The following is a 14,177-nucleotide window of genomic DNA, read 5'->3' on the forward strand; positions in this document are numbered from 1 at the left end:
TTAAATCCAGTGACAGAACTTGCAAGCTGTTCCACTTCATCAAGTCCAGGATAATGAAAATCAACTATCTTCCCGCAGCTTTCACAAATGACATGATAATGCTGTGTTGTAACAAAGTCAAAACGACTAGATGAATCACCGTAGGTCAATTCCTTCACGAGACCAACCTCACGAAATACTCTCAGATTATTATAAACTGTTGCTACACTCATATTAGGGAATTTTCCTTCTAAGGCTTTGTAAATATCATCTGCTGTTGGGTGTGACATTGAGTTTATTAAATATTCGAGTATCGCATGACGTTGTGGTGTTATACGAACTCGCGTTTCCTTTAAGGTATCAAGCGCTTCCTTTAATTGATTGTGTTCCACCGTCATACACCTCTTTTCAAAAATATTATTAGTTTATAATTGTTATAATTAGTGTACAAATTTTTAGTACTTTTGTCAATATAACTACCCTATTAACATAGTTTAATAACATTTTCTTATTATTTTTTATGAATATAAGTACTTTATCACTAAAGCTCTTATATATTACTTCTTTATTACTCACTTGTCAGTATCGTTCTCTATAATAAAATGAAATTGTCACATTTACTTTTGGTATGTATATATATAATATGTTCAAAATTTGAAAATGATATCAGTCATTCTTTCCTAAATCCATTCATCCAGTTTAACTATATCTACCTGCTACTGTTCTTAAAGAGAGGTCTTTCAGACAAAAAAACAGGCTGAATGCTTCAGCCTGTTAACACTATATGAGGAGGTATGCCCTAATATAAAGATATTCAATTGAAGAATAAATGAATGGACAATCGCCTTATCCAAGAAAAATAGGCTATAAATATTTTCCTTATACTAGGTTTTGTTGAATAAATTGGTAGACCTCGTTTGTATGCTCTTTCACTTTTACTTTACGCCATTCCTTAACTATTTTCCCTTCTGAGTCAATAATAAAGGTGCTGCGCTCAATTCCCATATATTCCTTACCGAAATTTTTCTTCAGCTTCCAAACATCAAATGCCTTGGCTAACTCCTGATTTTCATCTGATAGCAAGACAAAAGGCAATCCATGCTTCTCAATGAATTTTTCATGCCTTGACATCGGATCAGGGCTGACACCTAGGATCACCGTATTTATTTTTGAAAACTCCTCATGACGATCACGAAAATCACATGCCTCTGTTGTACAGCCTGGTGTCATATCTTTTGGATAGAAATATAGTACAACATTCTTTCCTTGGAAATCAGACAACTGAATGGTTTGTCCGCTGCTTGCAGGTAAAGCAATATCTGGTGCAACTTGTCCTGTCAGTGTTGACATTCAACATTCCTCCTATCTGTACAAATTAAGTACATATTTTATCACAGTAATACGTGCGAATTTTTGCACTACTAACAGATTATCTTATTCCTAACTTCAAGACAACTAATAACTCATTTTTGCTCACGTCCATATACGGCTTTTGCAACAAAGGCTGCTGGAATCGTATAGCCAATCAGAGCTTCAACCATTGCAATGAGACGCCCAATCCCAATAGGGGCAATATCCCCGTAGCCAACTGAAAATAGCGTTACAGCGCTAAAATAAAGATACGTACCAAACCGTTCCACAAAATTCTCAGTCGGCATTGGATACTGTTCAATCATAATTTGATAGCCCTTAGTCTCAAGCAAAATATAAACCAGCCCAAAGCCAATCAAAATCGTAATATACACAAAGGTTAGATAAATGAAATTTTCAACTGAAACAATTTTCCCTTTAATAGTATTTGGAATAAATATTGTACGCAAACTCATCACGATACAATAAATCGTGAAGGCAAGTGTAACGAAATAGATCATGCTTACCCTCTTTTCCTGCCCGCTCCGAAAATGAATGTAAAGGCTTGTATCTAAATATATGCAGGTGTTTACCTCTAAACAACCGAATTAGTTATCATAACAATGAATAAAAAAAGGATTGAAGTTATTGTCAAAATATTTAGTTAAACGAATATACTTTTCAATAGTGTTAAAATGTAGAAGTAGACAAATTAGGAGGTTTTAAGCCATGCATTTTACAAATTCAGAACGATTACATACTGAAGCACTTGAACATATTGTTGGCGGAGTCAATAGCCCCTCTCGTTCCTATAAAGCGGTTGGAGGCGGTTCTCCTGTCGTTATGGAAAGAGGACAAGGAGCCTATTTCTTCGATGTTGACGGTAACCAATACATCGACTATTTAGCCGCATATGGACCAATTATTACCGGCCATGCTCACCCACATATTACAGAAGCGATAAAAAAAGCAGCCGAAACTGGGGTCTTATTTGGTACTCCTACACCACATGAAGTCACTTTTGCTAAAATGCTGAAGGAAGCTATGCCGGCATTAGAAAAGGTACGTTTCGTCAATTCAGGTACAGAAGCAGTTATGACCACCATTCGTGTAGCTCGAGCCTATACTGGAAGAGATAAAATCATTAAATTCGCCGGGTGTTACCACGGACATTCAGATCTTGTCCTTGTTGCAGCGGGTTCTGGACCTTCCACTCTCGGCACCCCTGATTCAGCAGGAGTTCCAAAGAGCATTGCTCAAGAAGTCATTACTGTTCCTTTTAATGAGATTGAACCGCTTAGACAAGCATTGGAAAAATGGGGCGATGAAATTGCAGCCGTATTAGTGGAACCAATTGTCGGTAACTTTGGTATCGTCGAACCAAACCCAGGCTTTCTCGAAAAAGTGAATGAGTTAACTCACGAAGCAGGGGCTCTTGTCATCTATGATGAAGTCATTACAGCTTTTCGCTTTACATATGGTGGAGCGCAGGATTTGCTTGGAGTGACTCCTGATTTAACAGCAATGGGCAAAATTATCGGTGGTGGTCTTCCAATAGGCGCTTACGGTGGCAAAGAAGAAATAATGGAGCATGTAGCACCATTGGGTCCAGCCTATCAAGCCGGGACAATGGCCGGTAATCCCGCGTCTATTTTAGCGGGAATTGCCTGTCTTGAAGTATTGAAACAGCCTGGTGTCTATGACTACTTAGATCAATTAGGCGAGAAGCTTGAAGCAGGAATTTTACAGGCCGCAAAAGAGCACAATATTCCCATAAGCATTAACCGTTTAAAAGGTGCACTGACTGTTTACTTTACTGACGAAAAAGTAGAAAATTATGAGCAGGCCGAGAACACTGATGGAGAAATGTTCGCTAAGTTTTTCAAACTAATGTTAAAGCAAGGTATTCATCTTGCTCCTTCAAAATACGAAGCATGGTTTTTAACCATCGCCCATACTGAAGAAGATATCGACGCAACCATTTTTGCAGTTGAAAATGCATTCTCTGAACTCGCTACAGAAGGAACACGCTAATCCGTCTGTAGCGCAAAAACCGTTCGTACATGTACGAACGGTTTTTAAATTGAAGGAACTTTTTTACCCATAAGTCTATGGCGCAGTGAAATTAAGTTTCCATGCAAGTCACAAGCGTTTTAGTACACGATAATGTTAAGGAAAAATCTCAAAAACTCCACATTTACCGATTGTTTCAAGGTCAGCAACATGATTTAATAAGTAAGTATCCCATCATCACCTTTAGAAAGGAAATTATCATCTATGAAGTTAGGCGCCCGCATATTAAAAACGGGAATCGCAATAATCCTATCATTACTTGTCGCTCGGCTGATTGAGCTACCGTCACCAGTCTTTGCCGGTATTGCCGCTATCTTTGCCGTACAGCCGACCATTTACCGTTCCTATTTATCCATTCTGGAACAAATACAAGGCAATACAATCGGTGCGTTAATGGCGGTCATTTTTGTTTTATTATTTGGCAACCACATCTTTATCATTGGGCTTGCTGCCGTCATTGTCATTATCATCTCCTTAAAGCTAAAGCTTGAAAATGCTATCGGACTTTCCTTAGTAACCTTAGTGGCTATTATGGAGACACCGGGAGATACCTTTATCGAATTTGCCTTGATCCGCTTCTTAACTATTATGCTCGGCGTTTTATCCGCTTTTTTAGTAAATCTGATATTCTTACCTCCTAAATATGAAACAAAGCTATATACCCAAATATCAAATTCAACGACGGAAATCACAAAGTGGATTCGACTTAATATCAGAGGTGCCTCAGACCATAAATTACTCAAAAATGACATTGATAAATTGAAAGAATCTATGATTAAAACCGAACAGTTATACCTAATGTATAAAGAAGAACGTAGTTTCAAGAAAAATAATGTACTCAAAACAAGAAAACTAGTTATTTATCGTCAAATGATTAATACGCTGAAACGTGCATTAGATACGTTAAAGAGACTACACCGCTTTGAAAATGAAATCTCCAGTCTGCCTGATGATTTGCAAAATATGATTCAACAGCAACTAGACTGTCTCATTCACCAGCACGAACATGTAATGCTGAAGTTTATCAGCAAGGTACGGCCTCATGTTGTTTTTGATGAAGGGGACATCTGCTTAAACCGGAAGGAACTGTTTCATATTTTTCTAACCTACCAGCTGCAGGCATCACAGGAAAGTGAAGATACAAACTACCATCTCATGCAAATTATCACTGCAATAGTTGACTATGATGAATATATCGAGCATCTTGATTTATTAATTACAAGCTTTCAATCCTATCACAAAGAAGAAAATGGATTATCCTTATCGGATGATAAAATATAAAAAAGCAGCTGGTTATGTTCAGCTGCTTTTTTACACTCTAAGTACTAGCATCTTACTGCTCCAGCTGCTGTACTTGAAAGAGCTTATAATAATGACCCTGCAATGTCATTAGTTCTTCATGACTGCCAATCTCAACAATTTCCCCATGTTCAATTAGAACAATCCGATCTGCATGAGTAATCGTTGAAAGACGGTGAGCAACAACGAAGGTCGTACGGTCTTTAGCTAACTTATCAAGCGTTTCCTGAATTTGATGCTCGCTTTCTAAATCAAGCGCAGATGTTGCTTCATCAAGTACTAGAATAGGAGGGTTCTTCAAAAATACCCTTGCAATGGCCACTCGCTGCTTCTGTCCTCCAGATAATTTAACGCCCCGTTCGCCAACCTTTGTATCATAGCCTTCCGGCAAATTCATAATAAATTCATGTGCATTGGCCGCTTTCGCCGCAGCTATTACCTCTTCATCCGACGCCAAAGGATTCCCAAGCAGAATATTATCCTTTACCGATTCACTAAACAAAATGTTATCCTGATGTACCATCCCTATTTTATCCCGTAACGAGCGAACTTTGAAGGAACGAATATCAACTCCATCAAGGAGAATTCTCCCACCTGTCACATCATAAAAACGGGGAATCAGACTGACAAGCGACGACTTTCCGCCACCACTCATACCAACAAAGGCGATTGTCTCACCCTTTTGAACATCTAAGCTAATATCCTTTAATACAGCTTCATCCTCCTGATTATCACTATATGAAAAATGAACATGATCAAACACAATATGACCTTTTACATTTTTACATTCAATTGAATCTGACTGGTCCTCAATATCATATTTTTCATCCATGAATTCAAAGACTCGGTCCATCGAAGCGAATGATTGTGTCAGGGTAGTAGAGGAATTAACAAGACGTCGCAGTGGGTTATACAGCCTGTCTATGTAAGCAATAAAAGCAACCATCGAACCAACAGACAGACTCCCATTAATAACCTGGTAGCCTGAAACACCAATGACAAGAAGCGGAGCAATATCTGTAATTGTATTGACAACTGCAAAAGCTTTAGCATTCCATTTTGTATGGTCAATTGCTTTCTCTAAAAAGTTGCTATTCTGTTCATTAAACTTTGTTTGCTCAAAATCTTCAATGGCAAAGCTTTTAATAACAGGCATCCCTGAAACTCGTTCATGCAAATAGCTTTGCACCTCTGCCAATGCTTGCGAACGCTTCCTAGTTAGGGCACGCAAATTCCCAAAGAAATACTTAACTGAAAAAGCATAGAATGGGAATAAAACAATCGATACAAGCGTCAGAGTGACATCCATCGTAAACATAATTGCCATGGCAATGATAATAGTGGCTAAATCCAGCCATAAATTCATAAGCCCTGTCACAACAAAGGTTTTCGTTTGTTCTACGTCATTAATGACCCTTGAGATGATTTCACCCGTTCTAGTATTTGAGTAATACTTAAAACTAAGCTTTTGAATATGAGTATAAAGACGATCACGAATATCATAGAGAATTTTACTCGATGTCCATTGAGCAAAATATTGTCGATAATATTCTATTGGCGGACGAAGGATGACAAAAATGACAATCATAATCGCCATGATAATTATTAAGTGATCAAGCTTGTCGCCCTTAGACATTGCTTCGTTAGCAACAATATCGTCCAATACATACTTTATAAGCAATGGAATCATTAATGGAATGGCAAATTTTAAAATCCCAATAAGGATCGTTGCTATAATTTGGAGGCTATAAGGTTTTACAAAGTGTAGATAACGTCGTATACTGTCCAAGTCTCCCCCACCTTATTTGTTCTCAAATGTTAATTATACTATCTCTCTATTACACAGTATCAGAACTCTGGTTATCTTCATAGTTAGCACAGACTTTCACATAAAAACCTGCTGATTTAATCAACAGGTGATTTTCGCCTATATTTTCCGTACATATTTGCGTCTGTGCCATATGTTTAACCTCGATATGTTAAATAACGCTCATACCATGTATCTATAAAATCTGCAGAAAATGGGCCCTTTCGCTGACGAATCCACTGAATCAATGTCTCAACATTGGCTTTTAAGATTTGATCGATTACATCTGGGTAATTCATTTCTTTCCGATGCCGCTCATATTCATCTTCATCAAGTAAATGAAAGGTCATATCAGGAAATACTTTAATATCTAAGTCATAATCGATGTATTTAATTGCCTCCCCATCATAGATAAACGGAGAGCTCAAATTACAATAGTAGTAAATTCCATCTTCCCGCAGCATTCCAATGATATTAAACCAATGCTGTGAATGAAAGTATGTAATGGCAGGTTCCCTTGTTACCCAGGTTCTTCCATCTGATTCTGTCACTATTGTACGATCGTTTCCACCAATAACCAAGTTATGCGATCCCTTTAACACAGTCGTTTCGTCCCATATGCGATGGATGTGCCCATTATGCTTAAAGCTATGAATTTGTACTGGTTCTCCTTCTATGGGTACGCCCATTATTTCCCCTACTTTCGTTACCGAACGCTTTGCAACCTTTCAATTGTTTTTTACATATATAACTTTTTTAAACGGTACTGTAGTTATACTTTTTTATAATTAAATGTACAGGTAACAAAGAACAATTCCTATTTTCTACTATTATAACGGTTTACTAAAGAATTTAAAACAAAACAGCCATTGAATTTCATCAATGACTGCTTATTTTTTCATAAAATACTGTTTTTATTCTTTATTTATTACATATCTATCCTGCCGTTACATTTATTTCCTGATAGGATCGTATGACTTCTTCTGTCTGTTTTTCAAAGATATGTTGAATTTCCTTTAATTCTTCCTTCTTTTTTTTAATTTCAATTTGCACACTCTCAAGCTTTGTACCCTGCTGGATTTCTTTTAATTGATCTTCAATTTCTTGGCATCGTTCCAGCTCACTTTGTAAAAATAATAGCCGGTCCATAGTTTTCATTTGCTCTGTTACTAAACGGTTGAATTCTTTCACGCTTACCACCCGCCTATTTAATTTCCACTAGAACGAAGGATTCTGTGGGTCTTTTTCTTCTTTCTTATGTATTCGTTCTCTTTTGCTTCATTCCTTTGACTAGTTGTGCTGAATGGAAAGTATTTTTGTCGAAACAAATATGCTGTAAAACGATAAGAAAAATGAAAACAAATGGAAATACTTTTATTTTTATTATATACAATAATGACAACATATGCTTATATGATATCTGTTAATTATTTGAACATGAAAAGACACTCCTTCCGATGTAAGAGTGTCTTTTCATCTTAAATTGCGTGATTAGCTGTTCTGACCGCCAAATTGGCTTGAGTTTTTAGCTTTATTTGCTTCAGCTTGAGCATTTTGCTGTCTTACTTCTTGAACATTCGTTTCACTTGCAAATTCAGTACCGAATTGGCCTTGACTTTGTCCTTGAGCGGACTGTGCATTTTGTTGTCTCACTTGCTGAATATTAGTTCCAGCTTGAGATTGATTTGGTCTGTTTGCCATCTTAATCACCTCCACGCTCTTTAATGTAACCAAGCATGGAGAAAACTATCCACTAAAAATAATTAATCTACACTAGCAGTGATATACCGCCATCAACAATAATGGTTTGTCCGCGAATCATACTAGATTGGTCAGATAATAAAAACATAATGGCATTGACCATATCATCAATCTCAACCATTCTTCCTGCAGGTGTTTTTTCCTTCGCTTCATTAAGAAGCTCTTCACGGTTTGGAAAGGATTTTAATGCTTCTGTATCAACCGCTCCGCCGGAAACAGCATTAACGATAATATTTTTATCTGCCAGTTCAACAGCCAAATAACGAGTCAATGCCTCAAGTGCTGCTTTAGAAACTCCTACTACAGTATAATTTTTCAAATATCGAATCGAACCAAGCGAGCTGATACTGACTATTTTTCCACCCTCATCCATAAGCTTAGCTGCTTCCTGAGCACAAAATAATAATGCTTTACTGTTGATGTTCATCGTCCAATCCCAATGTGATTCCTCAAGCTCCATTAAAGGCCGTTGCACACCTGAAGCTGCATTATTGACAAATACGTCTAAGCGTCCAAATTCATTTTTAATCGTTTCAAACAATAATTTAATTTTTGCTACATCTCCTACATTAGCTTTTACTACTAATGCTTTTCTTCCTAATGCCTCAATTTCTGCGGCGGTTTCAAGGGCACCTGATTTGCTGCGGGCATAATTGATTACAAGATCATACCCTTCCTTTGCCAGCCTGATGGCTGTGGCCTTTCCTATTCCTCGGCTGCTACCTGTTACTAGTGCTACTTTTTGTGTCATTTTCTTGTCCTTTCTTTCCTGAGATTCTATGTATGTATCCTTGGCTGCTCAATTCGAGAAATATGCTTTAAGCTCTTCTGATTTACAAATATATGTATACAATTGTTTATTAATCTTAATTTCCTTTATTTTAGCCTTTTCATGTATAGTTGGCAATCAGGTTAAGGACAATAGGGTTAGAAATAAAATAAAAAGAGGAAGAAAGGAAGAAACTGAATGTATGTTGGCAGGGATATGACAGAGCTTTCTATGATGGCAAAATCTGAATGGAAAGACAGTGAACTAGCCTTTTTCCACCAATCGTTCCAGCAAATCCTACCTTATTTAAACGTAGAAGGCCAGGCCATTTACCGTGAAATCATTGAAGAAATGTATGACCGAAACAGCTTCAAACGCAATGAAGCAGACTATACACATGGTACAAGTATCACTTTTGATTAAAAAGTGCCAGGCACCGCTAAAGGACAATGATGGTTATCCTGTCCATTTGCGGTGCCTGGCACCTTTTTTGAGACTTATGAATAGAATTGTTTGATGATTTTTTGATGCGAGACAGGGAAAGGATAGCTTTCGATCTGCTCGGGAGTAACCAATTTTAAATCGGGCTTCTCCTCTGTTAATGCTGTTAAACTGCCTTCATAGACGTGGATCGTCCATGTTAAGTGGGAAAACACATGTTCAATCTTTCCAACCATCTCCCCGAGCACAGCGTCTGCTCCGTACTCTGATTGCAAAGCTTGTTTTACCTGATCTTTTTCTGTTTTAAATGGTAGATGAATTTCAATGTTTGGAAACTCCCATAGGTTTGCCAGCAAACCCTTTTCAGCTCTTTTATGAATGAGCGTCCGTCCGCTGTCATCCTTTAAGACAGCAGCAGCTAAGTGAACTTCACGCTGCTTTTTATTTTTTGTTTTTACTGGTAATTCTCCCTGCACACCTTCATGAAATGCTACACAATGCTCACGAACCGGACATAATAAACAGGAAGGTGAGGTTGGTGTACATACAATCGCACCAAGCTCCATTAAAGCTTGATTAAAATAGGATGGATTTTCATGGGAAATTAATTCACGTACAGCCTTTTCAAATATTTTCCGTGACGATGGTTTCGCAATATCATCTTCAATGAATAATATACGGGATAGTACGCGCATTACATTTCCATCGACTGCAGGCTCAGGAATTCCATAGGCAATGCTTAAAATAGCACCTGCTGTATAGGGACCTACTCCTTTTAAAGAGGATATTTCCTTTGGATTATCAGGAACCTTCCCTTCATATTTTACTTGAACCTCTTTAACTGCAGAATGCAAATTTCTCGCTCTTGAATAGTAACCAAGACCTTCCCATGCTTTTAAAACCCTCTCCTCTTCTGCCTCCGATAAGGCTTCAATCGTAGGGAATTGCTCCATAAAGCGGTTAAAATAGGGTATGACTGTATCCACTCTTGTCTGCTGAAGCATGATTTCCGAAACCCATACCTTATAAGGATCCTGATCCTTCCGCCAAGGGAGGTCCCTCATTTCCTCTGTAAACCAGCCTATTAAGTCCTGGCAAAATGCTGTCTTATCCACAGCTTCTAAGTTTTTCAAACTATTTTTTTTCACTTTTGTTCCTCCAGGATGTTAAAGCCATTAAATTGGGCAATATTATTAGTGCAGATTATTTTTTTATTAAGATAATCCCAAAAACTTAAATTAATCAATTATTATCGGAAAAAATACATATTTTAAACTGTCATGGTAAAAATATTCTGATACACTAAGTATATGGAAAGTAATATTTCCCGAAAAAAATCATACAAGCGAGCAGGAGGTTTTTTTCGGAAAATTGCTGTTTTGACATATGCTGTTGAGTCCCAACGGATTACCGATTAAGGAGGTTTCTTCCTTGGATACAGGTACACATGTTGTAATGGGGTTAGCCCTAGGCGGCCTGGCAACACTTGATCCCGTTGTTGCTAGCAGTTCAGCGACAGCAACAAGTGTGTTCATTTCAGTGATGGTCGGCTCACAGGCACCTGATATAGATACCGTATTAAAGCTTCGAAACAACGCAATTTATATTAGAAATCATCGTGGAATTACACACTCGATACCAGCGATTCTTCTATGGCCAATTGGAATTATGGCAGTCGTTTACCCTTTTTTCCCTACTGCTGATTTACTGCATCTTTGGCTCTGGACATTTTTAGCCGTTTTCCTCCATGTTTTCGTTGATATTTTTAACGCATACGGCACACAAGCATTGCGACCTTTTTCATCAAAATGGGTAGCACTTGGGGTTATCAATACTTTTGATCCTTTTATTTTCGGTATCCATGTACTGGGTATTATTTTGTGGCTGTTCGGTGCAAATCCTGGGTATATCTTTGCTGCAATTTATGCCATTTTAGTTATTTATTACATTGTCCGCTGCTTCGTAAGACAAAATGTATATCGAAAGGTTTTACTAAGAATTCCTGATGCAACTGAAATTATCATAGCTCCTACCATGAGATTTCACCAATGGAAAATTGCGGTCATGAATAAACATCAATTTTTTGTTGGACGATCCGTTAATCGACAGGTTCAGATTCTTGATCAGTTCAATCGTGTTGAGGTTCCTGAAACACCTGTGCTAGAGGCAGCAAAGAAGGATGAAAATCTAGCAGCCTTTCTATCCTTCTCACCTGTTTACCGCTGGGAAGTTGATGAATATGATGACCATTATGAGGTTCGGTTTATTGACTTACGCTATCGAAGCAAGGATTATTACCCCTTCGTAGCAGTTGTCCATTTAGACCTTGATTTGAACATCCTCACATCCTATACCGGCTGGATCTTCAGTGAAGAAAAACTCAGAAAAAAACTGGATATTATACCAAGCTAAAGCGATGTCGTGTTCGAACATCGCTTTTTTGCGTTGATTATTAGCTTAACATGCTCCATTTCATTTCCAATAATTTAACATCACAAAACGTGATAGCTCCTGTAAAAATGCACAAACTAGTTGTAAGTGGTCATTAAGATTTGATGATCACGGTTCTTATCCCGCATTTAGGAGGTCATCACATGCGTAACAAAGAAAAAGGTTTCCCCAATTTAAATAATAATAAATTAGAGGGAGAACCTCGTGCTAAAGCGGAATATGCCTCTAAAAGAGCAGATGGAACCATCAACACACATCCGCAGGAAAGAATGCGTGCATCTTCCCATAGAGACATCGATACATCCAATTTGTTTTAATTTAAGGTAAATCTCATTGAATTCCACCAGCTTGCTTCAGTAAGGAGTCGCATCCTTACTGAAGTTTAACAAGCATTGAGATTGGCAGCGCTTCTTCCTCCTGTCCATTTCGCAGTCGATGCCCCCACGCAAACACGCCATTTAAATAGTCTATTTTAAAATAAGCACCCGGGTCTCCCTCAATCTGGTATATTTCCCCAGGAATAAAATCTTCTGGATTTAATAGATAAGCTTTTGCCATAACTGCCTTTCTTTCCAAAACAGCAAACTCATTTACCATTCCCATTTGCTCGGCTTTTCTCGCCTTTTCATGTAATTTAGCAATTTCCTGATGTAACTCATATTCCGATAGCTGACTGTATCTCTTTTCCTGCTGCTCCATAATACCATCCCCTTTATCCTCTTTCGGACTCTTGTCTATCATTTAGTATAATGAAAAAATATTTAATAGGAAAGAAAAGCGTATTACCTAATCATTCCATTCCTGCTGGTTGAAGTAAGCTTCAATTTGTTCGAGTGAAAAACCTTTTCGATAAAGGGCACTTTTCATTTTTTGCTCGTAAGCATACCCGGTTTCAGCCGCAAATTTTCGCTTCAGCTTCCCCGCCTGGTAACTTAAGGCTTCCATTCCATCATCATTTCTTTGCAGATTTGTCCCTTCAATTGCCTCAGCGATAATATCAAAGCCAAAGCCTTTACGAATTAATTTTTGTTCCAGCTTTGCCCGAAGGACTCTTTCAGAATCCTTTTGATTTTTCTGTGCACTTTTTTCACAAAGGACTTTCGCTTTATCAAGCTGTGCCTCATAGGGATATTCCTTAAGAGCATCGTTGATAAATTTATCGCTGATTCCTTTTTCCTTTAGCTCATTTCGGATTAAGACAGTGCCTTTATCGGTTGTATTCATTTGCGTTCTGACATAAGCAATTGCGTATTGCTCATCATTTAGGAATTGGTATTCATACAGCTTGATAATGACCTCTTGAATGATTGGCTCATCTACCTCTTTTTCTGCTAAATAAGTACGAACCTCTGACTCTGATCTAATTCTGCGTGTTAAATACTGAAGGGCTCGATTATAGGCCTTACGGATATCGTCATCATAATGAATCTCAGTAATCAAAAAGTCATCTAATTCCATGCCTTTTTTCAACTGATACTTTACTAATACCCCTTCATCGACACTAAAAGCATATTTTTCCCCATTTCCGTCATCAAGAAATAGATTATAACGCTCTTTATTTTTTTGCTGTGTTGTAATTTTTGTAATGATCGGCATCAACTTCACCTCACCTTAAATGTAGCATATCCAACCGTCCTATTTGAATAGAACAATTCCATATGGGAAGATAAGCCACAAAGTAATTTCATTATTTTTACTATTTCAACCTGAGTATGAATCATTTTTATTAAGGGGAAAATGTGGAAGATACTTTCATGAAAGGAAGGATTCAAATGGCGAAAAAAACAGACAAGGAAAAAAGTGCTTTATCAAGTATGCAGGCCGTAACTTATCAACGTGAATTCAAAATGGCAGATCGTGCCGGCGGTTTTATGGACCGAAAAGGAAGAAAGTAATAAGTGACTAGCTCCTGTGACTAGTCCTCAAATTAACGTTAAGCTTGTAACAACTTACCTTTCATAGTCAGTTAATACGGGAGCATAATAAAGTATGGAGCTACGCTTCATACTTTATTTATTGAAGGGAGTTTTGTCGATGGGTCGAGCACAAGGGCATAAAACACGTGACAGAAATAAAAGCTCGTTGCCTCAAGTTCCAAAAAATATGAAATACGATCGCATGAGCGAGGAATATGCTCAAGAATTAAATAATCAAATCAGCAGAGAAGAACAAGCATTATCAAATGCTGCAAACCAAAGAAATCAAGGAAATAAAGGCTGATTATAGTAGGTAAGGATCTATTACAAG

17 protein-coding genes and 1 pseudogene (1 of these 18 running past the window's edge) are annotated in these 14,177 nt (G+C 37.7%); 7 read left to right on the plus strand and 11 right to left on the minus strand.

What is annotated here, in order from left to right:
- The 3 genes from perR to BQ5321_RS19680 all read right to left on the minus strand — a co-directional run.
- On the minus strand, nucleotides 1–377 hold the 5' portion of the coding sequence (perR, locus tag BQ5321_RS19670) for a peroxide-responsive transcriptional repressor PerR (RefSeq protein ID WP_071396094.1). It extends 67 nt beyond the left edge of the window; 377 of the gene's 444 nt are visible here — the first part of the coding sequence; it begins with the start codon at nucleotides 375–377; the stop codon falls past the left edge of the window.
- 481 nt (nucleotides 378–858) lie between these two features.
- Nucleotides 859–1,329, minus strand: coding sequence for a thioredoxin-dependent thiol peroxidase (bcp, locus tag BQ5321_RS19675; RefSeq protein WP_071396095.1), 471 nt, complete (start codon nucleotides 1,327–1,329; stop codon nucleotides 859–861).
- Between the two features lie 113 nt (nucleotides 1,330–1,442).
- Nucleotides 1,443–1,850 (minus strand): potassium channel family protein, encoded by a 408-nt coding sequence (locus BQ5321_RS19680; RefSeq protein ID WP_071396096.1) that lies wholly within the window; start codon nucleotides 1,848–1,850, stop codon nucleotides 1,443–1,445.
- A 208-nt stretch (nucleotides 1,851–2,058) separates the two neighbouring features.
- Here BQ5321_RS19680 and BQ5321_RS19685 point away from each other — a divergent pair, with 208 nt between their 5' ends.
- Both BQ5321_RS19685 and BQ5321_RS19690 read left to right on the plus strand, forming a co-directional pair.
- Nucleotides 2,059–3,363: a glutamate-1-semialdehyde 2,1-aminomutase gene (locus BQ5321_RS19685; protein ID WP_071396097.1), complete on the plus strand. Its 1,305-nt coding sequence runs from the start codon at nucleotides 2,059–2,061 to the stop codon at nucleotides 3,361–3,363.
- A 243-nt stretch (nucleotides 3,364–3,606) separates the two neighbouring features.
- Nucleotides 3,607–4,683: an FUSC family protein gene (locus tag BQ5321_RS19690; RefSeq protein ID WP_071396098.1), complete on the plus strand. Its 1,077-nt coding sequence runs from the start codon at nucleotides 3,607–3,609 to the stop codon at nucleotides 4,681–4,683.
- Nucleotides 4,684–4,735: 52 nt separating this feature from the next.
- On the opposite strand, the gene BQ5321_RS19695 is transcribed toward BQ5321_RS19690, so the two are convergent.
- The 5 genes and pseudogenes from BQ5321_RS19695 to fabL all read right to left on the minus strand — a co-directional run bounded on the left by BQ5321_RS19695 (nucleotide 4,736) and on the right by fabL (nucleotide 9,020).
- A complete protein-coding gene (locus BQ5321_RS19695) occupies nucleotides 4,736–6,490 on the minus strand; it encodes an ABC transporter ATP-binding protein (RefSeq protein WP_071396099.1) in 1,755 nt (584 codons plus the stop codon).
- A 176-nt stretch (nucleotides 6,491–6,666) separates the two neighbouring features.
- Nucleotides 6,667–7,197, minus strand: a complete 531-nt coding sequence (ntdP, locus tag BQ5321_RS19700; RefSeq protein ID WP_071396100.1) for a nucleoside tri-diphosphate phosphatase — start codon at nucleotides 7,195–7,197, stop codon at nucleotides 6,667–6,669.
- A gap of 247 nt (nucleotides 7,198–7,444) precedes the next feature.
- Nucleotides 7,445–7,699, minus strand: coding sequence for a YgaB family protein (locus BQ5321_RS19705; RefSeq protein ID WP_071396101.1), 255 nt, complete (start codon nucleotides 7,697–7,699; stop codon nucleotides 7,445–7,447).
- Between the two features lie 300 nt (nucleotides 7,700–7,999).
- Nucleotides 8,000–8,176 (minus strand): annotated as a pseudogene (locus BQ5321_RS19710) (gamma-type small acid-soluble spore protein); the annotation flags it as partial.
- 100 nt (nucleotides 8,177–8,276) lie between these two features.
- Nucleotides 8,277–9,020, minus strand: a complete 744-nt coding sequence (gene fabL / locus BQ5321_RS19715; protein WP_071396103.1) for an enoyl-[acyl-carrier-protein] reductase FabL — start codon at nucleotides 9,018–9,020, stop codon at nucleotides 8,277–8,279.
- Nucleotides 9,021–9,236: 216 nt separating this feature from the next.
- Here fabL and BQ5321_RS19720 point away from each other — a divergent pair, with 216 nt between their 5' ends.
- The gene (locus BQ5321_RS19720) at nucleotides 9,237–9,461 is read left to right on the plus strand and encodes a hypothetical protein (protein WP_071396104.1); all 225 of its coding nucleotides are present in this window, start codon (nucleotides 9,237–9,239) and stop codon (nucleotides 9,459–9,461) included.
- A 74-nt stretch (nucleotides 9,462–9,535) separates the two neighbouring features.
- Here the strand turns inward: BQ5321_RS19720 and mutY are convergent, their stop codons facing one another.
- Nucleotides 9,536–10,627 (minus strand): A/G-specific adenine glycosylase, encoded by a 1,092-nt coding sequence (gene mutY, locus BQ5321_RS19725; RefSeq protein WP_071396105.1) that lies wholly within the window; start codon nucleotides 10,625–10,627, stop codon nucleotides 9,536–9,538.
- A gap of 283 nt (nucleotides 10,628–10,910) precedes the next feature.
- Here mutY and BQ5321_RS19730 point away from each other — a divergent pair, with 283 nt between their 5' ends.
- Together BQ5321_RS19730 and BQ5321_RS19735 are read left to right on the plus strand one after the other, a co-directional pair.
- Nucleotides 10,911–11,891 (plus strand): metal-dependent hydrolase, encoded by a 981-nt coding sequence (locus tag BQ5321_RS19730; RefSeq protein WP_071396106.1) that lies wholly within the window; start codon nucleotides 10,911–10,913, stop codon nucleotides 11,889–11,891.
- Nucleotides 11,892–12,073: 182 nt separating this feature from the next.
- Complete coding sequence (locus tag BQ5321_RS19735; RefSeq protein ID WP_071396107.1) at nucleotides 12,074–12,247, plus strand: small, acid-soluble spore protein K; 174 nt, start codon at nucleotides 12,074–12,076, stop codon at nucleotides 12,245–12,247.
- Between the two features lie 55 nt (nucleotides 12,248–12,302).
- Here the strand turns inward: BQ5321_RS19735 and BQ5321_RS19740 are convergent, their stop codons facing one another.
- On the minus strand, nucleotides 12,303–12,629 hold the full coding sequence (locus tag BQ5321_RS19740; RefSeq protein ID WP_071396108.1) for a YfhH family protein: 327 nt from the start codon (nucleotides 12,627–12,629) through the stop codon (nucleotides 12,303–12,305).
- An 87-nt stretch (nucleotides 12,630–12,716) separates the two neighbouring features.
- A complete protein-coding gene (gene recX / locus BQ5321_RS19745) occupies nucleotides 12,717–13,526 on the minus strand; it encodes a recombination regulator RecX (protein WP_071396109.1) in 810 nt (269 codons plus the stop codon).
- A 176-nt stretch (nucleotides 13,527–13,702) separates the two neighbouring features.
- On the opposite strand from recX, the gene BQ5321_RS23835 reads away from it, so the two are divergent.
- On the plus strand, nucleotides 13,703–13,825 hold the full coding sequence (locus BQ5321_RS23835; RefSeq protein WP_084786958.1) for a YfhE family protein: 123 nt from the start codon (nucleotides 13,703–13,705) through the stop codon (nucleotides 13,823–13,825).
- 139 nt (nucleotides 13,826–13,964) lie between these two features.
- The gene (locus BQ5321_RS19750) at nucleotides 13,965–14,150 is read left to right on the plus strand and encodes a YfhD family protein (protein ID WP_071396110.1); all 186 of its coding nucleotides are present in this window, start codon (nucleotides 13,965–13,967) and stop codon (nucleotides 14,148–14,150) included.
- Nucleotides 14,151–14,177: the final 27 nt, after the last annotated feature.

This window comes from Bacillus tuaregi, from assembly GCF_900104575.1.
Lineage (GTDB): Bacteria > Bacillota > Bacilli > Bacillales > Cytobacillaceae > Bacillus_BD > Bacillus_BD tuaregi.

Bases quoted from the DNA above. Each gene is read 5' to 3' on its own strand.
- bcp (WP_071396095.1), bottom strand. From the start codon at position 1,329: ATGTCAACACTGACAGGACAAGTTGCACCAGATATTGCTTTACCTGCA.
- BQ5321_RS19680 (WP_071396096.1), bottom strand. From the start codon at position 1,850: ATGATCTATTTCGTTACACTTGCCTTCACGATTTATTGTATCGTGATG.
- BQ5321_RS19685 (WP_071396097.1), top strand. From the start codon at position 2,059: ATGCATTTTACAAATTCAGAACGATTACATACTGAAGCACTTGAACAT.
- BQ5321_RS19690 (WP_071396098.1), top strand. From the start codon at position 3,607: ATGAAGTTAGGCGCCCGCATATTAAAAACGGGAATCGCAATAATCCTA.
- ntdP (WP_071396100.1), bottom strand. From the start codon at position 7,197: ATGGGCGTACCCATAGAAGGAGAACCAGTACAAATTCATAGCTTTAAG.
- fabL (WP_071396103.1), bottom strand. From the start codon at position 9,020: ATGACACAAAAAGTAGCACTAGTAACAGGTAGCAGCCGAGGAATAGGA.
- BQ5321_RS19720 (WP_071396104.1), top strand. From the start codon at position 9,237: ATGTATGTTGGCAGGGATATGACAGAGCTTTCTATGATGGCAAAATCT.
- BQ5321_RS19735 (WP_071396107.1), top strand. From the start codon at position 12,074: ATGCGTAACAAAGAAAAAGGTTTCCCCAATTTAAATAATAATAAATTA.
- BQ5321_RS19740 (WP_071396108.1), bottom strand. From the start codon at position 12,629: ATGGAGCAGCAGGAAAAGAGATACAGTCAGCTATCGGAATATGAGTTA.
- recX (WP_071396109.1), bottom strand. From the start codon at position 13,526: ATGCCGATCATTACAAAAATTACAACACAGCAAAAAAATAAAGAGCGT.
- BQ5321_RS23835 (WP_084786958.1), top strand. From the start codon at position 13,703: ATGGCGAAAAAAACAGACAAGGAAAAAAGTGCTTTATCAAGTATGCAG.
- BQ5321_RS19750 (WP_071396110.1), top strand. From the start codon at position 13,965: ATGGGTCGAGCACAAGGGCATAAAACACGTGACAGAAATAAAAGCTCG.